General features: G+C 57.2%; 22 protein-coding genes and 2 pseudogenes. 15 read left to right on the forward strand and 9 right to left on the reverse strand.

All coding sequences use genetic code 11. The features are described 5' to 3' along the window. Window positions 1-121: 121 nt before the first annotated feature. The 3 genes and pseudogenes from AACX99_RS17315 to AACX99_RS17325 all read right to left on the reverse strand — a co-directional run. A pseudogene (locus AACX99_RS17315) lies at window positions 122-493 on the reverse strand (transglycosylase SLT domain-containing protein); the annotation flags it as partial. 7 nt (window positions 494-500) lie between these two features. Continuing rightward, window positions 501-1,454, reverse strand: coding sequence for a hypothetical protein (locus AACX99_RS17320; RefSeq protein ID WP_339413676.1), 954 nt, complete (start codon window positions 1,452-1,454; stop codon window positions 501-503). A gap of 26 nt (window positions 1,455-1,480) precedes the next feature. Continuing rightward, on the reverse strand, window positions 1,481-3,196 hold the full coding sequence (locus tag AACX99_RS17325; protein WP_339413677.1) for a proline--tRNA ligase: 1,716 nt from the start codon (window positions 3,194-3,196) through the stop codon (window positions 1,481-1,483). A 115-nt stretch (window positions 3,197-3,311) separates the two neighbouring features. On the opposite strand from AACX99_RS17325, the gene AACX99_RS17330 reads away from it, so the two are divergent. After that, window positions 3,312-3,719 (forward strand): PaaI family thioesterase, encoded by a 408-nt coding sequence (locus AACX99_RS17330; RefSeq protein WP_339413782.1) that lies wholly within the window; start codon window positions 3,312-3,314, stop codon window positions 3,717-3,719. A 65-nt stretch (window positions 3,720-3,784) separates the two neighbouring features. On the opposite strand, the gene AACX99_RS17335 is transcribed toward AACX99_RS17330, so the two are convergent. Then, entirely contained in the window at window positions 3,785-5,071 is a 1,287-nt protein-coding gene (locus AACX99_RS17335; RefSeq protein WP_339413678.1) for an OprD family porin, read from the reverse strand. Between the two features lie 747 nt (window positions 5,072-5,818). On the opposite strand from AACX99_RS17335, the gene AACX99_RS17340 reads away from it, so the two are divergent. Further along, complete coding sequence (locus tag AACX99_RS17340; protein WP_339413679.1) at window positions 5,819-6,244, forward strand: HIT family protein; 426 nt, start codon at window positions 5,819-5,821, stop codon at window positions 6,242-6,244. Window positions 6,245-6,248: 4 nt separating this feature from the next. Next, window positions 6,249-6,455: a SlyX family protein gene (locus AACX99_RS17345; RefSeq protein WP_339413783.1), complete on the forward strand. Its 207-nt coding sequence runs from the start codon at window positions 6,249-6,251 to the stop codon at window positions 6,453-6,455. Between the two features lie 54 nt (window positions 6,456-6,509). Here AACX99_RS17345 and AACX99_RS17350 read toward each other — a convergent pair whose 3' ends face one another. From AACX99_RS17350 to AACX99_RS17370, 5 genes and pseudogenes are all read right to left on the reverse strand, one after another. After that, complete coding sequence (locus AACX99_RS17350) at window positions 6,510-6,743, reverse strand: cold-shock protein (protein ID WP_339413785.1); 234 nt, start codon at window positions 6,741-6,743, stop codon at window positions 6,510-6,512. Window positions 6,744-6,839: 96 nt separating this feature from the next. Further along, window positions 6,840-7,112: pseudogene (locus AACX99_RS17355) on the reverse strand (cold shock domain-containing protein membrane protein); the annotation flags it as partial. 165 nt (window positions 7,113-7,277) lie between these two features. After that, the gene (locus AACX99_RS17360; RefSeq protein WP_339413680.1) at window positions 7,278-8,345 is read right to left on the reverse strand and encodes a GGDEF domain-containing protein; all 1,068 of its coding nucleotides are present in this window, start codon (window positions 8,343-8,345) and stop codon (window positions 7,278-7,280) included. Between the two features lie 114 nt (window positions 8,346-8,459). Beyond that, a complete protein-coding gene (locus AACX99_RS17365) occupies window positions 8,460-8,930 on the reverse strand; it encodes a Dps family protein (protein ID WP_167144942.1) in 471 nt (156 codons plus the stop codon). A gap of 148 nt (window positions 8,931-9,078) precedes the next feature. Continuing rightward, complete coding sequence (locus AACX99_RS17370) at window positions 9,079-10,197, reverse strand: HD domain-containing phosphohydrolase (protein WP_339413681.1); 1,119 nt, start codon at window positions 10,195-10,197, stop codon at window positions 9,079-9,081. A gap of 291 nt (window positions 10,198-10,488) precedes the next feature. Here AACX99_RS17370 and aspS point away from each other — a divergent pair, with 291 nt between their 5' ends. The 12 genes from aspS (at window position 10,489) to ybgF (ending at window position 20,915) form a co-directional block, all read left to right on the forward strand. Then, entirely contained in the window at window positions 10,489-12,264 is a 1,776-nt protein-coding gene (gene aspS, locus AACX99_RS17375) for an aspartate--tRNA ligase (protein WP_339413682.1), read from the forward strand. Between the two features lie 135 nt (window positions 12,265-12,399). After that, complete coding sequence (locus AACX99_RS17380) at window positions 12,400-13,149, forward strand: YebC/PmpR family DNA-binding transcriptional regulator (RefSeq protein ID WP_339413683.1); 750 nt, start codon at window positions 12,400-12,402, stop codon at window positions 13,147-13,149. A 234-nt stretch (window positions 13,150-13,383) separates the two neighbouring features. Continuing rightward, window positions 13,384-13,908, forward strand: coding sequence for a crossover junction endodeoxyribonuclease RuvC (gene ruvC, locus AACX99_RS17385; protein WP_160015117.1), 525 nt, complete (start codon window positions 13,384-13,386; stop codon window positions 13,906-13,908). A gap of 23 nt (window positions 13,909-13,931) precedes the next feature. After that, window positions 13,932-14,537 (forward strand): Holliday junction branch migration protein RuvA, encoded by a 606-nt coding sequence (ruvA, locus tag AACX99_RS17390; RefSeq protein ID WP_339413684.1) that lies wholly within the window; start codon window positions 13,932-13,934, stop codon window positions 14,535-14,537. Beyond that, a complete protein-coding gene (ruvB, locus tag AACX99_RS17395; RefSeq protein WP_339413685.1) occupies window positions 14,537-15,589 on the forward strand; it encodes a Holliday junction branch migration DNA helicase RuvB in 1,053 nt (350 codons plus the stop codon). Before ruvA ends, ruvB begins: the two co-directional genes overlap by 1 nt. A gap of 52 nt (window positions 15,590-15,641) precedes the next feature. Then, a complete protein-coding gene (ybgC, locus tag AACX99_RS17400; protein ID WP_339413686.1) occupies window positions 15,642-16,094 on the forward strand; it encodes a tol-pal system-associated acyl-CoA thioesterase in 453 nt (150 codons plus the stop codon). Window positions 16,095-16,096: 2 nt separating this feature from the next. After that, a complete protein-coding gene (gene tolQ / locus AACX99_RS17405; protein WP_090385277.1) occupies window positions 16,097-16,792 on the forward strand; it encodes a protein TolQ in 696 nt (231 codons plus the stop codon). A gap of 33 nt (window positions 16,793-16,825) precedes the next feature. Then, window positions 16,826-17,278, forward strand: a complete 453-nt coding sequence (gene tolR / locus AACX99_RS17410) for a protein TolR (protein WP_339413687.1) — start codon at window positions 16,826-16,828, stop codon at window positions 17,276-17,278. Further along, window positions 17,278-18,228: a cell envelope integrity protein TolA gene (gene tolA, locus AACX99_RS17415; protein WP_339413688.1), complete on the forward strand. Its 951-nt coding sequence runs from the start codon at window positions 17,278-17,280 to the stop codon at window positions 18,226-18,228. Before tolR ends, tolA begins: the two co-directional genes overlap by 1 nt. Further along, complete coding sequence (tolB, locus tag AACX99_RS17420; protein WP_339413689.1) at window positions 18,225-19,523, forward strand: Tol-Pal system beta propeller repeat protein TolB; 1,299 nt, start codon at window positions 18,225-18,227, stop codon at window positions 19,521-19,523. The genes tolA and tolB overlap by 4 nt, the downstream gene beginning before the upstream one ends. Window positions 19,524-19,589: 66 nt before the next feature. Continuing rightward, window positions 19,590-20,087, forward strand: coding sequence for a peptidoglycan-associated lipoprotein Pal (pal, locus tag AACX99_RS17425; RefSeq protein ID WP_090252626.1), 498 nt, complete (start codon window positions 19,590-19,592; stop codon window positions 20,085-20,087). Window positions 20,088-20,093: 6 nt separating this feature from the next. Then, entirely contained in the window at window positions 20,094-20,915 is an 822-nt protein-coding gene (gene ybgF, locus AACX99_RS17430) for a tol-pal system protein YbgF (protein WP_339413690.1), read from the forward strand. Window positions 20,916-21,059 lie beyond the last annotated feature (144 nt).

Consider the following 21,059-nt stretch of genomic DNA (forward strand, 5'->3'; position numbering starts at 1 on the left):
GGCACTGAGCTGGCTCACCTGGGCCAACCAGCGCTGAAAGGCTTGAGTATCCATGGTGGGCTGACCTCACAAGCGGATGTCTGCCTTAAAGCGTAGTCCTTGCAACACGGTCTTGGGACATAGCCTTCCAGAAGGGCATCACTTGCATCATGCCCTGGGCGCCGACTGAGGAAATAGCAAAACGGTCGAAATGGCTCTCGGCATTAATCAGGGCGATTACCAGATCAGGGCGCAAGCCGGCCTTGCTGGCTTCGCGATGCACGAGGCGCAGCAGGCTCAGGCGTTCCTCGGCATCCGGGATATAGCGGCGCATGCGCGTGGACATATCCAGCAGCCAGACTTCGGCCTCGAAGCGATCCTGAAAGCTGTCGGCCTGGGCCACGGTCTGTTGCAGCAGTGTGCGCAGCTCTGGTTCCGGCGCCTGGCGCACTTGTGCATACACCGCACTGCAGAGCAGCAGGCCGAGTAGGGCGCAGGTCAGGTGCTGCAACATGAGGGCGTCAGTCGTTGCCTGGGTCGGCGACCAGGCGGCCGGCCTCTTTGGTCAGGGCCTGCAGAAAGATCTTCTGCAGTTCCGGATCGTTGCGCGTCAGTTCGATCAGGCTCTGTTCCAGTTCGCTAGCTTCCTCTTCGAGGCCCAGCTCTGACAGGCGTTTGACCCGGTGTACCCACTGGGCAACGTCGTCATCTTCAAGATCGTCGTAAATCAGTCTGTGAGCTTCCTGCAGCTTGCCGCGCAGTGTACGACTGACCAGCAGGGAGGCATCGGCGCGGGCCGAGCCCTGATCGTCTTCAACCGTCAGCAGCAGCGTGCTAATCAGGGTGACGTCCTCTTCGGCAAACGGGCTGTCGAGCAGGTTCAGGCGCAGGATGCCGTTACGGTCGGTGAGCAGTTCATGGTTCTGCTCGCCAGCTTTAATCAGTACCGGGCGCTCGGCCCATGGCAGGCTGGAATACTCCATGCGCGCATCCTGACGGCGTTCCTCAAGGCTGGCGAGGTTCTGCTGCGAGCGACCGTTAGATTCAACGTTCATCGCCGGGTTGAGCCCAGCAAAGCCGTAGCTGATCCAGTCTTTGGTGACGGTATCAGGCAGGCTGCCGAGTAGTACCACGTTGAGCACGTTGGCGCCGATGCCACCGACTACCGCTAATGCTCCCAGTGGCACTTCATACAGCTCACGCCAAGGCTGGTAAGGGGTGTAGCGGTCATAGCGGCGCGTCACGTCAAACGCGGTGACCTCGAAGGTCTTCTGTTCATGCACGCGCACACGGCGCTGCGGCAACTCCAACACGCGAGGTTCACCGACATCGATCTGCAGGCTGTGATCGAGCAATTTGCGTTCGACGCGCTCCTCGTGCTCGCTGCGTTGCGGCAACTGGTTGGCGCAACCGCTGAGTAGCAGACAGCCACCCACAAGGGTGGCGATGAGGCTGAGGGTGTTTCGCTTGAACATGACGACTCTTGCTAAAAGGGCTGAGATCAGTGGCTGATGCGGGCCTGGATAAAGCTCAGGATGTCGGCGATAGGCACGGCCTGGGCGTCGGTTTCCTTGCGGCTCTTGTATTCCAGGTTGCCTTCGGCCAGGCCACGATCGCTGACTACGATGCGATGCGGGATGCCGATCAGTTCCATATCCGCGAATTTGATGCCCGGGCTGGTCTTTTTGTCACGGTCATCGAGCAGTACTTCGAAACCGGCAGCGGTAAGCTCGGCATACAGCTTGTCAGTGGCTTCGCGCACGGCGTCAGTCTCGTAACGCAGCGGTACCAGAGCGATATGGAAAGGTGCCAGCGCGTCATTCCAGAGGATGCCACGGTCATCGTTGTTCTGCTCGATGGCTGCCGCCACCACACGGGAAACGCCGATGCCATAGCAGCCCATGGTCAGGGTCACCGGCTTGCCGTTCTCTCCCAGCACCTGGCAGTTCAGCGCTTCGCTGTACTTGGTGCCCAGCTGGAAGATATGCCCAACTTCGATGCCGCGTTTGATTTCCAGAGTGCCTTTGCCGTCCGGGCTTGGGTCGCCGGCCAGCACGTTACGCAGGTCGGCAACTTCCGGCAGCGGTAGGTCACGCTCCCAGTTCACACCGAAATAGTGCTTGTCGTCGATGTTGGCGCCAGAGGCGAAGTCGCTCATCAAGGCAACCGAGCGGTCGATGATGCAAGGGATGGGCAGGTTGACCGGGCCCAGTGAGCCGGGACCTGCGCCAATGGCTGCGCGAATCTCGGCTTCGCTGGCCATCACCAGTGGGCTGGCAACCAGCTCCAGGTTGGCGGCCTTGATTTCGTTTAGTTCGTGGTCGCCGCGTACGATCAAGGCAACCAGGGTGCCTTTTTTGGCGCCATGCACCATCAGGGTCTTGATGGTTTTTTCGATGGCCAGGCCAAAGCCTTGAACCAGCGCGTCGATGGTTTTGGTGTCCGGGGTTTCAACCATGCGCATGCTTTCAGTGGCTGCGCCACGGCTGCTTTCGCGCGGAACGGCTTCGGCTTTCTCGATATTGGCCGCGTAGTCGGAGCTGTCGCTAAAGGCGATATCGTCTTCGCCGGAGTCAGCCAGCACGTGGAACTCGTGGGAGCCAGTACCACCGATGGAGCCGGTATCCGCCTGCACAGGGCGGAAGTTCAGGCCTAGGCGGGTGAACACGTTGCAATAGGCTTGGTGCATGCGGTCATAGGTTTCTTGCAGCGAAGCCTGGTCGACGTGGAAGGAGTAGGCGTCCTTCATGATGAACTCGCGGCCACGCATCAAACCGAAGCGCGGGCGAATCTCATCGCGGAACTTGGTCTGGATCTGATACAGGTTGATCGGCAGCTGCTTGTAGCTGTTCAGCTCATTGCGCGCCAGATCGGTGATGACTTCTTCATGGGTCGGGCCGGCGCAGAAATCGCGGCCGTGACGATCCTTCATGCGCAGCAATTCCGGGCCGTACTGCTCCCAGCGCCCGGATTCCTGCCACAGCTCTGCCGGCTGAATACCTGGCATCAGCACTTCCAGCGCGCCTGCGGCATTCATTTCCTCGCGGACGACTTTCTCCACTTTGCGCAGCACGCGCAGGCCCATGGGCAGCCAGGTATACAGGCCGGAAGCCAGCTTGCGGATCATGCCGGCACGCAGCATCAGCTGATGGCTGATGACCACAGCGTCGGATGGGGTTTCTTTCAGAGTCGAGAGCAGGAACTGGCTGGTACGCATATTTGGCTGTTCTGTCGGTTGCAAGAGATTTTGAATGGCCCGCATTGTACGGTGCCTGTACAGATGCGTACAGGATGCTGGCGTGTGCTTATAAAAGGAGGGGAGTGTGTCGATATTGACGGCGGAACAGGTGCAGGCGCTTATACGGGCGGGGCTGCCGATGGCAGAAGACATCAACTTGTGTATCGATCGACTGGACGCCGACGGTGCACTGGCGCGCGTGCCATTTCACAGCAAATTGATTCGACCAGGCGGCACCTTGTCCGGGCCAACCATTATGGCGTTGGCAGATGCAGCCATGTATGTGGTGGTGCTGGGCAGGCTTGGGCGGGTTGAGATGGCCGTGACGTCTAATTTAAATATCAACTTTCTGGTTAAACCCAAGCCAGTTGATCTATTAGCCGAAGCGCAGATATTGAGATTAAGTCGTAGGCAGGCTGTTTGCGAAGTATCGGTGTATTCGCAGGGTAATAACGAAGAGCTGGTGGCGCATGTTACTGGGACGTATGCGTTACCGTTGTAATTTTGCAGCAGGCAAGAAAAAGCCCGACCTAGGTCGGGCTTTCTTTACCAGCTAAACACTCTGAATTACAGAACGCTCAGTGGGTATTCAACGATCAGACGGAAATCGTTGACGTCACCGCCATAGGCTTTGTCTGCACGGTAGAAGGCGTTACGGAGGCGGAAGGACAGGTCCTTGGCTGCGCCTTCTTGGATGACGTACTTGGCTTCTAGGTCAAGTTCGCGCTCTTCAACGTCCGACTTGGTATCAGTGACAATGTTGTCACCAGCGATGTAACGAGTCATGAAGCTAAGGCCTGGTACGCCGTACTCGGCCATGTTGAGGTCGTAACGAACCTGCCAGGAGGTCTCGTCTTCGGCGTTGAAGTCGGAGTATTGAACCGAGTTTGACAGCCAGATGGTGCCGCCACCGTCAACACCGTAATCGTAGCCGCGGTCGCCGCTGGAGCGCTGGTAGGCGACGGTCACGCCGTGTGCGCCCATGCTGTATTTGGTCGCAAAGCTCCAGATGGTGTTGTCTTGGTCGCTGGAGGTATTGGTGTACTGCTTGTCGTATTCGGTTTTATAGATGTTGAAGTCGAAGTTCAGCGCCTGATCTTCAGTGAGCGGCATGTTGTAGTTAACATTGCCGTAATACTTGTTCCAGTAATCTTCGACGTCAGAGGCGTGTGCTGCAACGCTCAGGTTGTCGCTTACGGCATAAGAAGCGCCGATAATATCGGCAGAAGTGAGACCGGCTTCACCTTTACCGTTAATGTCATCGCGGCTGCTGCCTGTCTGGCTGCTCAGGGCGGTGAAGCGACCAGCGGTCAGCTCAAGGCCTTCGATTTCGTTGCTGGTAAGCAGGGTGCCAGTGGCGACTTCAGGCAGGATGCGGCTGTCGTCAGTGGAAAATACTGGGCTGCCTGTGAACATGTTGCCATGTTTCAGTACTGTGTCGGAGATACGGAACTTAATTGCGCCGCCGACTTCAGTTTGGGTGTCATCACCACGGCCGTCATCGGTTTTGCCGAATTGGCCAGTACCTACGCGGCCACGGCCACTGTCCAGCTTGATGCTACTCAGGGAATGAGCGTCAAAACCAACACCTACGGTGCCTTGAGTGAAGCCGGATTCAAGCAGCAGGCGAATGCCCAGGCCTGTCTCTTCACGGTAGCCGGCAGGGTTTGCCGAGTTGCTGGCGGAGTTTGGACCATTACGGAAATCACGGTTCTGATATAGGACGCGGTTGAAGATATTGAAGCTGCTGTCTTCAACAATACCCTTGGATTCGGACTGGCTGGACGCCACGGCCATTTGACTGGTGCCCGCTGCTACTGCGAGGGCGATTACGCTCCACTTCATCACTTGCATCGTGATTGCTCCTTTGGTTTAGAAAAGTTGCGCCGTCCGGCTGGTTGTTATATGGACGGCTCTTTCTTTTTGTGTCGGCGGTAACTTATAGCACGCTGCCAATGTTGGCGATAGTTGCAATCTATTCATTACGATTTCTTCACGGCTGTGTCGCAAAAGCTTATGAGTCATGTCGCATTTTTGTAGAAGCAGCTGCGTGCTAGGAAGCCAACGCTAACGGATTTTTGCGCTTGCCGCAGGCTGCCTTCAGCAGCTAAACGGTGCAGTGCGATTCGTCACGAATTGCTTAGCAATAGTCGTGCTCAAAATACGGAAAGCAAATTTTTATCCTCAATTTGGCCTATGTGATCAAGATTTTCAGGGGTTGCATTGGTTTATGGCCTGTTTTTTAGAGGGTTTTTCTATTTTTGTTGGCAGAGAAAGGCATTTTTGCGGTCGATTTCTCCTCTGTTTTTAGCCGCTTGTTGTCGCCTGGCCATTGCGCAGTATTTGGTTGCTGCCGGGCATTACCGAAGGGAACAGTTTTGGTGCGTGAGCCTGGGGTGGTTTTGCCGGGTGCTGTCTATTGGTGCATGGAAATAGGGCTGTTCATAAGTGTCGCATTTTCAGCTTCGGCGTATCCTACGTACACTGGTTTACTGGTGTTGGTTTGAATCGCGGCCAGTAGGTTGATCTGGTTTCAGGTTCTGTTGCTTGGCATGTTCGATAGCTCTGAGTTAGTGGTTTTGTCTTATAAAGGTAATGGTCATGTTTGTTCTGGATTCGCGCTTGCAGCAGGACACTGTTTGGTTGGGTGATTACCCGCTATGCAGTTTGCTGTTGATGAATGATGCGCAGTACCCCTGGTTTATCTTGGTGCCGCGTCGTGACGATGTCAGCGAGTTATTTCACTTGGAAGCTGCCGATCAGCTACAGCTCTGGCGGGAAACCAGCAGCCTTGCGGAGGTGCTTAAGGACTGTTTTGCAGCAGATAAGATGAATGTCGCGACCTTGGGTAATATGGTCAGTCAGTTGCATATGCATGTCATTGTACGGCGGCGCGAGGATGCGGCTTGGCCAGCGCCCGTTTGGGGCAAACATCCGGCGCAGGCGTATACGCCTGATCAACTGACCTCGCTGAAAGCCCGCTTACGCCTGGTTTTGACCGGGGATTTTTGTTTTGCTGAGAGTTGATCTGGTGGAAATAGAAGAACGCATCAACGACTTGCAAAGCCGACTGGCGTTTCAGGACGACACTATTCAGGCGCTTAACGACGCGCTGGTGGCGCAGCAGTGGCTTCTGGAGCGCTTGCAGCTGCAGGTGGCAGCTTTAATCAAGCGTCAGGATGAAGTGAGTTCGCAGTTCGGTATGGCTGAGGATGAGGCGCCGCCGCCCCATTACTGATCGGTTGTAAAACGCAAAAGGCCCGCAGCGTGCGGGCCTTTTGCGTTTATGCGATTAACGTCGTGCGGGAAGCGCGGCGATGACGTCTTCGGCTTGCAGGCCTTTATCGCGTTGCATTACGGCGAATTCGACCCGCTGGCCTTCAACCAATACGCGGTGGCCTTCACCGCGAATGGCGCGAAAGTGCACGAAAATATCGTCGCCCGAGTCGCGGGAGATAAAGCCAAAACCCTTCGAGGTATTGAACCACTTGACGGTACCTGTCTCGCGGTCGCCTAGTTCCTGCAAACTTGCGGTGTTGCGCGACTGAAGGCGCAGGTTGGCCGCTAAGTGCACGGCTACGGCAGCAGCGATGATCAGCAGGCTAAACAGGCTAGCCGGTTGGTTGGCGATTACCGGTAGCGGGGCGAGCAGAACCAAGGCTTGTAGTAGGGTGCCGAGTACCAGCAAGGCTGAGACTAGGTTCTGTGCTTGATGGCGCAGGCCGGCGTGCCAGATGGGCAGTTGAGGTGCAAGTAGCAGGTTCAGCAGGCCGAACAGGGCAAGGCACAGTGCGCTGGGTTGCTCTAAAAAAGACTGTGGGGTGCTGCCAAAGGATGGGGCAAAAGAAAGTAGCAGGGCGAGAGCGCCCGTCAGAAGGTGGACAATTTTCAACATGTTCGATGAGCTCGCTTAATTAAAGAGTCAACAGGAAGGGCTGGTTGCGCGTATTGGGCATTGCAAGGGAGGAATAGGTGCGCGTGATACCAACCTATGTGCTGAACCATGGATATGGTCCAGCAGCACGGGGCGTATTTAACAGCAAAGAGGAGGGGTTCTCAATCAAGCACTGAGTGCTGTTTCGCTCGGGTTGGGGCTCACTTGATTGCGGCCATCGCGCTTAGCCTGATAAAGCGCGTCATCGGCGCGGGTGAGCAGGGTTTCCAGCGTATCGCCTTGTTCCGCAAGGGCGAAGCCGAAGGAGGCGGTGATGCTGTCGAGTACTTCGTCGGTGCGACGTACTTTGATCCGCAGGGACTGGATTTTCAGGCGCAATTGTTCGGCAAAAGCGTAAGCCGTTGCGTTGTCAAAGCAATCGCGCAGGATGATGCAGAATTCTTCACCGCCATAACGTGCGGCCATGGCGCGTGGAGGCAAGAGGTCACGCAACAATTGGCCAACGTGCTGCAGTACTCGATCACCCAGAGGGTGGCCATATTGGTCGTTGAATTGTTTGAAGTGGTCGATATCCAGCATCACCAGGGCGACGCCATCATGTTCGCTGCTCAGGGTCTGCTCTAGCAGTCTGCTGAACGCATTGCGGTTGAATACCTGGGTCAGGCTATCCAGTGTTGCGGCGATGTGCGCGCGTTCTAGTTGGCTGCGCAGGTTCTTGATTTCCTGCTGGGCGGCATTTAGTCGATAAAGGAATTTGTCTTGCTGGTCCTGTATCAGTTGCGTGCTTTGCTGCAGTTCGATCAAGACATTCGGCAGGTCATCAATGATCGGCTCCTGCAGCGCGGCTAGACCGTGCTCCAAGCTAGCCTGGTAGTTGCGGCTACCAATGAGGCTGCGCGACACGTTGCCTTCGATATCATCAACCAGTTCGATCACCTGTTGCTGACCGGTGCGGGCCTCTTCGAGCTCGCCATGGATGATGTAGTCGCGAAACAACTTGGCCGCAGTTTCCGGAGGAAAGCTGTCAAAGTCTTTGACGGTTTTGTCGAGGCGGCGATTGAGTTCGGGCTCCAGGCCTTTGCTGTAGGTGTACCAGAGGGCGTAATGAACCGGGTTAGGCGGTATATCGTGGCGCATCATCAGCGGTACCGCCTTCTTTAGAAGAGCCGCAGCGTCGCGGGTCTCCTCGGGGTACAGCTCTAGGATGCTGGGGGCTTTGGCGGGTTTGTTCATGCACGTCACTGTGGCCAAGTTGCAATTGACCAAAGCATAGAACAGCTGCTGGGCAAGCGCCTAGTAAAAGGCCCGTGAAGACGGGCCTTTTACGTGATTTACCTATTTACCCAGTTAGGCTGCCAGCAGGCTGCGCAGCATCCAGGCGGTTTTCTCATGCACTTGCATGCGCTGGGTCAGCAGATCTGCAGTGGGCTCGTCGCTGACTTTATCCAGCAGCGGGAAGATGCCGCGAGCGGTGCGTACGACGGCTTCCTGGCCTTGAACCAGTTGTTTGATCATGTCCTGAGCATTCGGCACGCCTTCCTCTTCCTTTATAGAAGAAAGGCGGGCGTAGGCAGCATAGGTGCCAGGGGCCGGGAAGCCTAAGGCGCGAATGCGTTCGGCAATCTGGTCGACTGCCAGTGACAGCTCGGTGTACTGGCCTTCAAACATAAGATGCAGGGTGTTGAACATCGGGCCGGTGACGTTCCAGTGAAAATTGTGGGTTTTTAGGTATAGGGTGTAGGTGTCAGCAAGCAAGCGCGACAGGCCTTCGGCAATGGCGGCGCGGTCCTGCTCGGCAATTCCGATATTGATTTCCATACCATTTCTCCTCTCAGGTGGCTCGGGGCTTGGCTGCCCGCGTGATGGGCAGAGCCTACCATGGGTTTTGCCGAGCTTTACCGTGGTTTATATCAATGAAAGTGATGGTTGGAGGCTATTGCTTGGTTTGGGTTCCGCTTTCTAGGGCTTAACGATGCGCCAGCTCTGGATGTTGTTGCAGCGTCTGGTTGAATAGCTCGACCCAGTGCGCGCTGAACTGCCTTCCGGCGAGGTTGTTTATTTCCAGAATAGCGCGCAGCAGAGGGCGTTTATTCAGGGTTTGGTGGGCGCGTTCGTGAGTGCGGGCGTCGAAGGTGTCGACGATGTTGAGAATCAGGGCGCCTGGGCTGGTTTCGAGCTCTCTCAGGCCTTTGGGGTAGCCGCTGCCGTCGGCGTGCTCTTGGTGTTGCAGGGTTATTTCTGCGGCCGCATCCCAGCGCGGCATGCGCTTGAGTAGGTCGTAGGCTAGGCGCGGGTGGGATTGCATCTGCCGCCGCTCTTCGCGATTAAAATGTGCTTCCTTGTGCAGCATCTCTAGCGGCAGAAAGGCCATTCCCAGATCGTGCAGGCAGATGGCTGCCGCCAGTTGCTCGGGTTGTTCCGGGTTGCCGCCCAGTTGATTTATTGCCAGGGCTAGGTCGAGTTGGCGTAGGCCGCGACCTTGCCAGAAGTGTGAGCGGCGCTCGCTGGCTTGCATCAGGTCAACGAAGAACAGCAAGTCAGCGTCGGGCTCGATGCCGTAGCGCCTGAGCAAATCGGCAGCCGCGGGTTCGTCTGCAGCAATGGCTGTTGGCGGCTTTGAACTGGGATCAAGTTGTTGTAGCAGTGCGCTGCGAATACCGGTTTGTTGCGCTACCGGTGCAAGCGGTAGGGCCCTGAGTGCCTGGCTAAGCGCTTTGCTTTGAGCTGCGCTGAGTTGTGCTAGTGGGCCGCCTAGTGCGTGCTGGATCAGTTCTTTCAGGTGGTCGAGGGTTAATAGAAGGATATCGCCCAGCAGGCTGTCGAAATGCAATTGGCCTTCGCGCAGGCACGACAGTACATCTTCCATGGCCTGCGGCACTGTCATCAGCGTATCCAGGCCGATATAACCCAGGTTGCCCTTGAGTGTATGCACCAGGCGAAATAGCTCGCGCAGGCGTTCGCGGTCATCGGGGGCGTGCTCGAGCTCGATCAGCAATTGCTCGCAACGCTGGAATTGTTCGCTGGATTCCAGGCGAAAGTCTGCCAGCAAATCGCTGGGGATTTCAGCCAGGTTCGGCGTGACCATAAGCCTCTCCGCTATTCGACGATCAGAGTGCTGCATGCTGAGTATAGAAAGCGTTGTCAAAAGCGCGCGGGGCGGCGGCTGCAAGTGGCGGCTTAACCATATATAATCCCGCGCTTTGCCGCGTTATATCGGGCGAGCAGTTGGCTGCATATGCGCCGCTGATCGTTTCGCGCCCCTTAAAGGCAGTGCAATTGCGGAAAATGGCGCCCGCGCCAGCCGGTTTTCCGGCCAACGAGCGTCGCAGTCACTGCGGCCCAACGAATTCAAGACTCAAGAGAAGCGACCACCACCATGATGCGCAGCCATTATTGCGGCCAACTGAACGAGAGCCTGGACGGCCAGGAAGTCACCCTTTGCGGTTGGGTACATCGCCGCCGTGACCATGGCGGGGTGATTTTCCTCGACATCCGTGACCGTGAAGGTCTGGCCCAGGTGGTATTCGACCCGGATCGTGCCGAAACTTTCGCCACTGCCGACAAGGTGCGCAGTGAATACGTGGTCAAGGTCACCGGTAAGGTGCGACTGCGTCCGGCTGGTGCCGGCAACGCCAATATGGCGTCCGGCGCTATCGAAGTGCTGGGCTATGAGCTGGAAGTGCTGAACGAAGCAGAAACCCCACCGTTCCCGCTCAACGAATACACCGACGTCGGCGAAGAAACCCGCCTGCGCTACCGCTTCATCGACCTGCGTCGCCCTGAAATGGCGGCCAAGCTGAAACTGCGTTCGAGCATTACCAGCAGCATCCGCCGCTACCTGGATGACAACGGTTTTCTCGACGTGGAAACGCCGATCCTCACCCGCGCCACTCCTGAGGGCGCGCGCGATTATCTGGTGCCGAGCCGCACTCACGCCGGCAGTTTCTTCGCTTTGCCGCAGTCGCCACAGCTGTTCAAGCAGCTGCTGATGGTGGCGGGCTTCGATCGCTACTACCAGATCGCCAAATGCTTCCGTGACGAAGATCTGCGTGCTGATCGTCAGCCGGAATTCACCCAGATCGACATCGAAACCAGCTTCCTCAATGAAGCCGACATCATGGCCATCACCGAGAAGATGATTCGTCAGCTGTTCAAGGAAGTGCTGGACGTCGAGTTCGGCGAGCTGCCGCACATGACCCTGGCCGAGGCCATGCGTCGTTTCGGTTCCGACAAACCGGACCTGCGTAACCCGCTGGAGCTGGTGGATGTTGAGGATCAGCTCAAGGACGTCGACTTCAAGGTGTTCGCTGGCCCGGCCAACGACCCCAAGTGCCGTGTGACCGCGCTGCGCGTACCGGGCGGGGCGAGCATGCCGCGCAAGCAGATCGACGATTACACCAAGTTCGTTGGCATCTATGGCGCCAAAGGTCTGGCTTACATCAAGGTCAACGAGCGCGCCAACGGCGTGGAAGGTCTGCAGTCGCCGATCGTCAAGAACATCCCACTGGATAACATCAATGTGATCCTTGATCGCGTTGGTGCCGTCGATGGCGACATCGTGTTCTTCGGTGCCGACAAATCCAAGATCGTTAGCGAAGCCCTGGGCGCGCTGCGGATCAAGCTCGGTCATGACCTCAATCTGCTGACCTGTGAGTGGGCGCCGCTGTGGGTGGTCGACTTCCCGATGTTCGAAGAGAATGACGACGGCAGCCTGACCGCCATGCATCACCCGTTCACCGCGCCAAGTTGCAGTCCGGCCGAGCTGGAGGCCAATCCGGCCGCTGCACTGTCGCGTGCCTATGACATGGTTCTGAACGGTACCGAGCTGGGTGGCGGCTCAATCCGTATCCACGACAAATCGATGCAACAGACCGTGTTCCGCGTACTCGGTATCAGCGAAGACGAGCAGCAGGAGAAGTTCGGCTTCCTCCTCGACGCCCTGAAGTTCGGTGCACCGCCCCATGGTGGCCTGGCCTTTGGTCTGGACCGCCTGGTGATGCTGATGACCGGCGCGCAGTCGATCCGTGAAGTGATTGCCTTCCCGAAAACCCAGAGCGCGGCTTGCGTGATGACTCAGGCGCCGGGTGAGGTGGACAACAAGTCGTTGCGTGAACTGCACATTCGCCTGCGCGAGCAGCCGAAAGCGGAATAAAGCGTCACAAGGAGCCTGGTTTACCAGGCTTCTTCTTTATAGGTATCCCATAGGAGCGGCCCATGGCGGCGATCTTTCTTTCGCGGGCATGGCCCGCTCCTACAGTGAATTGAACTGAGACAAACGGAGTGAGTTATGGCTGGTCATTCCAAGTGGGCCAATATCAAGCACCGCAAAGGGCGTCAGGACGCCAAGCGCGGCAAGATCTTCACCAAGCTGATTCGTGAGCTAACGGTTGCCTCCAAGCATGGCGGTGCGATTCCTGCGGACAACCCGCGTCTGCGTCTGGCGGTGGACAAGGCGCTGACCAACAACATGTCGCGTGATGTAATCGACCGTGCCATTGCCCGTGGCGCTGGCAACAGCGAAGCCGACAACGTCGTCGAACTGAGTTACGAGGGTTATGCGCTGGGCGGCGTGGCTATTATCGTCGAGGCCATGACGGATAACCGCAATCGCACGGCAGCCGAAGTGCGGCATGCCTTCAGTAAGTGCGGTGGCAACCTGGGGACTGACGGTTCGGTCGCCTATATGTTCGACCGCAAGGGGCAGATCAGCTTTGCTGCAGGTGTGAGCGAAGATGCCTTGATGGAAGCCGCTCTGGAGGCCGGTGCTGACGATGTGGAAATGGCTGAGGACGGTTCGGCGCTAGTGTCCACCGGTTTTGCTGATTTCCATGGCGTCAACGAGGCGCTCAGTGCGGCTGGCTTCAAGGCTGCAGAGGCGGAAATCGCCATGATCCCTTCTATCAGTGCGCCAGTTACTGAGCTGGAAACTGCGCAAAAAGTCATCAAGCTGATCGATATGCTCGAAGACCTTGATGATGTGCAGGAGGTCTATCACAACGCTGAGATTCCTGACGAAATCATGGAACAGCTTGGCTGAGTGTGGGGTATCAATAAAAAGCCGGAGGTCTTCAGGTATATGCCTGAGCACTTCCGGCTTTTTTATAGGCGACTCATCAGTGGTTATCTCAATGCAGCGTTAAAGCCGACTCTTGGTCATTCTTTATAGCGCCTGCCTGGGTGACGCCGAAGTGGGCTGGCCCTATACTCGCAAGCTGGATAAATAGACAGTATGCGGGCTGAGTTGGCCGGCACCTTGAGTGAGCGGTAGGGCATGACCTTGATTCTCGGCATTGACCCAGGTTCGCGTATCACCGGTTACGGTGTGGTGCGCGATACCGGGCGTAACTGCGAATATGTTGCCTCCGGCTGCATTCGTACAGGCAATGGTTCGATGCCTGAGCGTCTGCAGGTGGTGTTTCGCGGGGTGCGCGAGGTGATTGAAACTTACGGGCCGGTGACCATGGGTATCGAACAGGTATTTATGGCGCGCAACCCGGATTCTGCGCTCAAGCTTGGTCAGGCGCGCGGTGTGGCCATCGTGGCGGGAATTGAGGCTGGGCTGGATATCGCCGAATACACCGCGACCCAGGTCAAGCAGGCGATTGCCGGCACGGGCGGGGCGGATAAGGAACAGGTGCAGCTGATGGTCATGCACCTGCTCAAACTGGTGCAGAAGCCACAGATCGACGCATCGGACGCCCTGGCCATCGCCCTGTGCCACGCCCATCACCGACAAAGTCTTATTCCCCATGGTCTGGTCGGTGCCAAGCGGCGCGCCGGGCGCCTTCGTTTGTAACGTAATTTTTAAGGAAAGCAGCGGTGATCGGACGTTTGCGTGGCACCCTGGCGGAAAAGCAGCCGCCGCATGTGATTGTTGACATAAATGGTTTGGGTTATGAGCTGGAAGTGCCCATGACCACTCTGTACCGTTTGCCTGCAGTTGGTGAGCCGCTGACTCTGCACACCCATCTGGTGGTGCGCGAGGATGCACATCTGCTCTATGGCTTCTACGAGAAGCGCGAGCGTGAGCTGTTTCGCGAGCTGATCCGCCTCAACGGCGTGGGACCGAAGCTGGCACTAGCCCTGATGTCCGGCCTTGAAGTCGATGAGTTGGTGCGTTGTGTGCAGGCGCAAGATACCTCGGTGTTGGTGAAGATTCCGGGTGTTGGCAAGAAAACCGCCGAGCGCCTGTTGGTTGAACTGAAGGATCGCTTCAAAGCCTGGGAAACCGTGCCCGGTATGTCGAGCCTGGTGGTGGAACCTCGCGCCGGCAGTACAGTCTCAAGCGCGGAGAATGATGCGGTCAGTGCACTTATTTCGCTCGGCTACAAACCCCAAGAAGCCAGCCGCGCCGTCTCAGCTATTAAGGAAGACGGTTTGAGCAGTGAAGATATGATTCGTCGAGCCCTGAAGGGAATGGTCTAGTGCTAGAAGCTGATCGCCTGATTACCGCAGCCCCGCGTGACCGTGATGAGCAGGTTGACCGTGCCATTCGCCCGCTGAAATTGGCTGAATACATTGGTCAGCCAAGTGTGCGCGAGCAGATGGAGCTGTTTATCCAGGCGGCCCGTGGGCGCAGCGAGGCGCTCGATCACACCCTGATCTTTGGCCCACCTGGCCTGGGCAAGACCACCCTGGCCAATATCATCGCCCAGGAAATGAACGTCTCGATCAAGAGCACCTCGGGTCCCGTGCTGGAGCGTCCGGGTGATCTAGCCGCTTTGCTGACCAATCTTGAGCCAGGCGATGTGCTGTTTATCGATGAAATCCATCGTCTTTCGCCGATCGTTGAAGAAGTGCTGTACCCGGCCATGGAAGACTTTCAGCTCGACATCATGATCGGCGAAGGTCCTGCTGCGCGCTCGATCAAGCTCGATCTGCCGCCCTTTACCTTGGTCGGCGCCACCACGCGTGCCGGCATGCTGACAAATCCACTGCGTGACCGTTTTGGCATTGTTCAGCGCCTGGAGTTCTATAACACCGAAGACCTGGCGACCATCGTCATGCGTTCGGCGGGGATTCTCGGCCTGTCCATCGAACCCCACGGTGCCTTCGAGATTGCCCGCCGCGCACGCGGTACACCACGGATTGCCAACCGTCTGCTGCGCCGCGTGCGCGATTTTGCCGAGGTGCGCGGGCAGGGCGATATTACCCGTCCGATTGCCGACCTAGCGCTAAACCTGCTGGATGTCGATGAACGTGGCTTCGATCACCAGGACCGACGTCTACTGCTGACCATGATCGAGAAGTTCGACGGTGGCCCGGTGGGTATCGATAACCTGGCTGCTGCCATCAGTGAGGAGCGCCACACCATCGAGGATGTGCTCGAACCCTACCTGATTCAGCAGGGCTACATCATGCGCACCCCGCGGGGTCGTGTGGTCACCCGGCATGCTTATTTGCACTTTGGCCTGAACGTGCCCAAACGCATGGGCGAACTGCCCACGGCCGACTTGCTTGGGCGCGATGATGATTGAGAAAAAATACTTGTTGAAGACGATTGGCAAGAACAGGAGCTGGCACTAGAGTATGCGCGCGCAAAACGGAGTTACGCCGTTCACCCATCGCTGTCGGGTTTATTTCGAAGACACCGATGCCGGCGGCATTGTCTACTACGTCAATTACCTCAAATTTATGGAACGGGCTCGTACTGAACGCCTACGCGATCTGGGTTTTCTCCAGTCGACGTTGGCCGAGGAGGGCCTGTTGTTCGTTGTGCATTCGGCTGAAGCGCGCTATCACGCGCCAGCCAAGCTCGACGATGAGTTGCTGGTAAGCGCTGAAGTCATTGAATTAAACCGTGCCAGCTTGCGTTTTCGTCAGCAGGTCAGGCGGGCAACGGATGATGCGCTGCTTTGTGAAGGGCAGTTTATGGTGGCCTGTGTGCGCGCCGATAATTTAAAACCCCGGGCCATTCCCCAAACTCTGCATGCGGCCTTTGCCGGGCAGGGCGGCGCGGGTACATCTAGAGCAGGAGAGTAAGCGTGGAAGCCAACGCCGTAGACCACATGTCGATGTGGAGTCTGATCAGCAACGCCAGTCTGGTGGTGCAGCTGGTAATGCTGACACTGGTGGCTGCATCGGTCACTTCGTGGGTCATGATTTTTCAGCGCACCGCTTTGCTGCGCGCGGCCAAGCGTGCTCTTGATAACTTTGAGGAGCGCTTCTGGTCGGGTATCGATCTGTCCAAGCTGTACCGCCAGGCCGGCAGCAATCCGGACCCGGACTCCGGCCTGGAGCAGATTTTTCGTGCTGGCTTCAAAGAGTTCTCGCGTCTGCGCCAGCAGGCCGGTGTTGATCCGGATGCGGTGATGGACGCGGTGGCGCGTGCCATGCGTGTGGCCATCTCGCGTGAAGAAGAGAAGCTTGAGCAGAGCCTGCCGTTCCTCGCCACCGTTGGCTCGACCAGTCCGTATATCGGCCTGTTCGGTACCGTGTGGGGCATCATGAACTCCTTCCGTGGCCTGGCTCAGGTGCAGCAAGCAACCCTGGCCACTGTGGCTCCGGGTATTGCCGAGGCACTGATCGCCACCGCGATCGGTCTGTTCGCCGCGATTCCAGCGGTCATTGCCTATAACCGCTTTGCCGCCCGTGGCGAAATGCTGATCGGTCGTTACTACACCTTCGCCGATGAGTTCCAGGCGATTCTGCACCGCAAAGTCCACACCAGCGACGACTAAGCCTTAGGCATTCTTAATACAGGTTTTCAAGCCATGGCCAGAATTCGCAACAGACGCAAGCCCGTCGCCGAGATGAACGTGGTGCCCTACATCGACGTGATGTTGGTGCTGCTGGTGATCTTTATGGTGACCGCGCCCATGCTCAATCAAGGGGTTAAGGTCGATCTGCCGCAAGTCAGCAGTGAGGTCTTGCCACAGGACAATAACGCCCAGGTGCTGACCATCTCGATCAAGGCCGACAAGAGCTATTTCTGGAATATGGGCACCGAGGTTGATGTCGACACTGTTCAAGATAAGGCGCTGACGCTGGAAGAGATGACACGCGCAGTGACGGCGATCATCAGCCAGAGCCGGGCAACTGGTAAGCAGGTGCAGGTGTTCGTGCGCGGCGACAAGAGCGTTGATTACGGCACCATCATGGCGGCCATGGGTGGCTTGCAGCAGGCTGACGTGGGTAACGTCGGGCTGATTACCGAGGCCCCCTGATGCACGACCAGCACGAGCGTTCGCCCTCGGAAAGCCTATTTTGGCCGGTCGTCTGGGCTGTGGGGCTGCACGTCATCATGTTTGCCATGTTGTTCGTTAGCTTCGCCTTTGCCCCGGACTTGCCGCTGGCCAAGCCGGTAGTACAGGCCACGCTGTATAAGCTGCAATCGCAGAGCCAGGCCACCACCCAGACCAACCAGAAAATTGCGGGTGAAACCAAGAAAACCACGGCCCCGGTGTACGAAACCGAACAGCTTGAACAGAAAAAGGCCGAGCAGGAAAAAGTAGCAGCCAAGGCAGCGGAACAAAAGAAAGCGCAAGAGGCTCAGAAAGCGGAGGCTGCGAAAAAGGCTGACGCCGATAAAAAGGCCGCTGAGCAGAAGAAGCTCGCCGATGTCGCCAAAAAGAAAGCGGCGGATGAGGCAGCCAAGAAAAAGGCCGCTGAAGACGCCAAGAAAAAAGCTGCTGAAGAGGCGAAGAAGAAAGCCGCTGCAGAAGCTGCGAAGAAGAAAAAGGCTGATGACGCCAAGAAGAAAGCGGCAGAAGCGGCCCAGCGTAAAGCGGTAGAAGACAAGAAGGCTGCCGCATTGGCTGAATTATTATCCGACGATGTTGGTCGCCAGCAGGCAATTGCCGATACCGTCGGCGATGAAGTGGCCGGCAGCCTGGATGACCTGATTGTTATGCTGGTGAGTCAGCAGTGGCGACGTCCGCCATCGGCGCGTAATGGCATGAGCGTAGAAGTACTGATCGAAATGCTGCCTGATGGCACCATTACCAATGCCAGCGTGACGCGTTCCAGTGGTGACTCGCCATTTGATAACTCGGCCGTGCAAGCGGTACGTAACGTCGGCCGTATTGCCGAAATGCAGCAGCTGGACCGCGCCACTTTTGATCGCCTTTACCGGCAGCGTCGCGCTGTCTTCAAACCGGAGGATTTAGGTCTGTGAATACCCTGATGCGTATTGTTCTGCTCGGTCTGACCATGCTGGTCGGCACCGTTCAGGCCGCTGATCCGCTGCTTATCGACAAAGGTACCAACAGTGCCACGCCCATTGCCGTAGTGCCTTTTGGCTGGCAAGGCGGCACCGTGTTGCCTGAGGATATGGCCGAGATTATCGGCAATGACCTGCGTAACTCTGGAGAGTTTGCGCCGATCCCTCGGCAGAACATGATCAGCCTGCCGACTCAGGCGACTGAAGTGATCTACCGCGACTGGCAAGCTCTGGGCGCACAGTACGTCCTGGTCGGCAACATTGTGCCGAATGCCGGTCGTCTGCAGGTGCAGTTCGCCTTGTTCAACGTCACTACTCAGCAGCAGGTCATGACCGGCAGCGTGGGTGGCGGCGTCGATCAGTTGCGTGATATGGCGCACCATATCGCCGATCAGTCCTTCGAGAAGCTCACCGGCGTTAAGGGTGCGTTCTCGACGCGTATGCTGTATGTGACTGCCGAGCGTTTTGCAGTCAACAACACTCGTTACACCTTGCAGCGCTCTGATTATGACGGCGCCCGTGCCGTGACCCTGCTGCAATCGCGCGAGCCGATTCTGTCGCCATCGTTTGCCCCGGATGGCAAGCGTATCGCCTATGTCTCTTTCGAGCAGAAGCGTCCGCGTATCTTCGTGCAGCACATCGATACCGGTCGCCGCGAGCAGATCACCAATTTTGAAGGCCTGAATGGCGCGCCAGCCTGGTCGCCGGATGGCAATCGCCTAGCGTTCGTATTGTCGCGGGATGGCAATCCAGAGATCTATGTAATGGACATGGGCACTCGCCAGCTGCGCCGGGTGACCAACCAGCCATCGATTGATACCGAACCATTCTGGGGTAAAGACGGTCAGACCCTTTACTTCACGTCGGATCGTTCCGGCAAACCGCAGATCTATAAAACCAACATCAATGGTGGCTCGGCAGAGCGTGTGACCTTTATCGGTAACTACAACGCCAACCCGAAACTTTCTGCTGATGAAAAGACCCTGGTAATGATTCACCGCCAGGATGGTTACACCGTGTTCAAGGTGGCGGCGCAAGATCTGCAGCGCGGCAATTTGCGCATTCTTTCAGACACCAGTCTGGATGAGTCGCCTACTGTTGCGCCTAACGGCACCATGGTAATCTACGCCACCCGCCAGCAGGGTCGGGGAGTCTTGGTATTAGCGTCCACCAATGGACGTGTGAGGCTCCCTCTTCCTACCGCTCAAGGCGAAGTTCGAGAGCCTTCATGGTCCCCTTACCTGAACTGATGCGGCGCTACACCGTTGTTGTTTGAAACACTGCTTAACACACTGGGGTTCATTAGGAGTTACATCATGGAAATGCTGAAATTTGGTAAGTTCGCCGCGCTGAGCCTGGCTCTGGCCGTTGCAGTTGGTTGCTCCTCGAAAGGCGGCGACGCTGCTGGCGAAGGCGCTACCGATCCTAACGCTGGTTACGGTGCTAACACTGGCGCTGTTGATGGCAGCCTGAGCGAAGAAGCTGCTCTGCGCGCTATCACCACCTTCTACTTCGAATACGACAGCTCCGACCTGAAGCCAGAGGCCATGCGCGCTCTGGACGTGCACGCCAAAGACCTGCAAGGCAATGGCGCTCGCGTAGTTCTGGAAGGCCACGCTGACGAGCGCGGTACTCGTGAATACAACATGGCTCTGGGCGAGCGTCGCGCCAAAGCTGTGCAGCGTTACCTGGTACTGCAGGGCGTTTCCCCGGCTCAACTGGAACTGGTTTCCTACGGTGAAGAGCGTGCAATCGCCACTGGCAACGACGAGTCCTCGTGGGCTCAAAACCGTCGCGTCGAACTGCGTAAGTAATTCGATATGCGTACGTGCCGCCGTGCTTTAACCGTTTTGGCGCTCAGCCTGCCGCTTGCGGCGTGGGCTGAGGTTCCCGTGGTGGATAACAATGCCGGTTACGGCGGCAGTTACCCGCCTGCTGGTTACGGTACGTCCGGCACCTCCGCCGCGACAGGGGCTGCGGCCCCTGTCACGGCGCAGGGCATGCTGTTCAACCAGTTGCAGCAGATGCAGCAAGAGATCGCGCAGCTGCGCGGTACGCTGGAAGAGCAACAGAATGAAATTCAGCGTCTGAAACAAGAAAGCCTGGAGCGTTATCAGGATCTTGATCGACGTGTGAGTGGTGGTGCGGCAGGTGCTGCAACCGGCCAGAATTCTTCAGCTGCTGGTGCGATCAATGCCAGTGGTACACCTACTCCGCCAGCGGCGGGGCAGGTACAAGCGCCGGCCAGCAATGAGCCGGCCGATCCTGCAAAGGAAAAGCTGTTCTACGAAGCTGCCTTTGACCTGATCAAAGCCAAGGATTTCGACAAAGCCAGTCAGGCTTTTGCCGCCTTCCTGCGTAAATACCCAAACAGTCAGTACGCTGGCAACGCGCAGTATTGGTTGGGCGAGGTAAATCTGGCCAAGGGTGACCTACAAAGCGCGGGCCAGGCCTTTGCACGGGTCAGTCAGACTTACCCGAGCCACGCCAAGGTGCCGGATTCGTTGTTCAAGCTGGCGGATGTTGAGCAGCGTCTGGGCAATAGCGACAAGGCCAAGGGTATTCTGCAGCAAGTGATTGCGCAGTACCCAGGCAGCTCGGCGGCCCAGCTGGCACAGCGCGATTTGCAGCGTTTGCCATAAAATTTAGTGCTTGACCAAGAATCCCGCGCCTTGCGCGGGTTTTTTATGTCCAGTGTTCCCCGGTGGGCAACCTTTCTGGCCTTAGCTGCGACGTTAAGAATTTCACCCGAAAACTATTTCGTATACAATCCGCGGCCCTTTTCC

Source organism: Pseudomonas sp. EA_35y_Pfl2_R5 (genome assembly GCF_963970805.1).
Classification (GTDB): Bacteria; Pseudomonadota; Gammaproteobacteria; order Pseudomonadales; family Pseudomonadaceae; genus Aquipseudomonas.

Bases quoted from the DNA above. Each gene is read 5' to 3' on its own strand.
- AACX99_RS17320 (WP_339413676.1), bottom strand. From the start codon at position 1,454: ATGTTCAAGCGAAACACCCTCAGCCTCATCGCCACCCTTGTGGGTGGC.
- AACX99_RS17325 (WP_339413677.1), bottom strand. From the start codon at position 3,196: ATGCGTACCAGCCAGTTCCTGCTCTCGACTCTGAAAGAAACCCCATCC.
- AACX99_RS17335 (WP_339413678.1), bottom strand. From the start codon at position 5,071: ATGCAAGTGATGAAGTGGAGCGTAATCGCCCTCGCAGTAGCAGCGGGC.
- AACX99_RS17340 (WP_339413679.1), top strand. From the start codon at position 5,819: ATGTTTGTTCTGGATTCGCGCTTGCAGCAGGACACTGTTTGGTTGGGT.
- AACX99_RS17360 (WP_339413680.1), bottom strand. From the start codon at position 8,345: ATGAACAAACCCGCCAAAGCCCCCAGCATCCTAGAGCTGTACCCCGAG.
- AACX99_RS17365 (WP_167144942.1), bottom strand. From the start codon at position 8,930: ATGGAAATCAATATCGGAATTGCCGAGCAGGACCGCGCCGCCATTGCC.
- AACX99_RS17370 (WP_339413681.1), bottom strand. From the start codon at position 10,197: ATGGTCACGCCGAACCTGGCTGAAATCCCCAGCGATTTGCTGGCAGAC.
- aspS (WP_339413682.1), top strand. From the start codon at position 10,489: ATGATGCGCAGCCATTATTGCGGCCAACTGAACGAGAGCCTGGACGGC.
- AACX99_RS17380 (WP_339413683.1), top strand. From the start codon at position 12,400: ATGGCTGGTCATTCCAAGTGGGCCAATATCAAGCACCGCAAAGGGCGT.
- ruvC (WP_160015117.1), top strand. From the start codon at position 13,384: ATGACCTTGATTCTCGGCATTGACCCAGGTTCGCGTATCACCGGTTAC.
- ybgC (WP_339413686.1), top strand. From the start codon at position 15,642: ATGCGCGCGCAAAACGGAGTTACGCCGTTCACCCATCGCTGTCGGGTT.
- tolR (WP_339413687.1), top strand. From the start codon at position 16,826: ATGGCCAGAATTCGCAACAGACGCAAGCCCGTCGCCGAGATGAACGTG.
- tolA (WP_339413688.1), top strand. From the start codon at position 17,278: ATGCACGACCAGCACGAGCGTTCGCCCTCGGAAAGCCTATTTTGGCCG.
- pal (WP_090252626.1), top strand. From the start codon at position 19,590: ATGGAAATGCTGAAATTTGGTAAGTTCGCCGCGCTGAGCCTGGCTCTG.
- ybgF (WP_339413690.1), top strand. From the start codon at position 20,094: ATGCGTACGTGCCGCCGTGCTTTAACCGTTTTGGCGCTCAGCCTGCCG.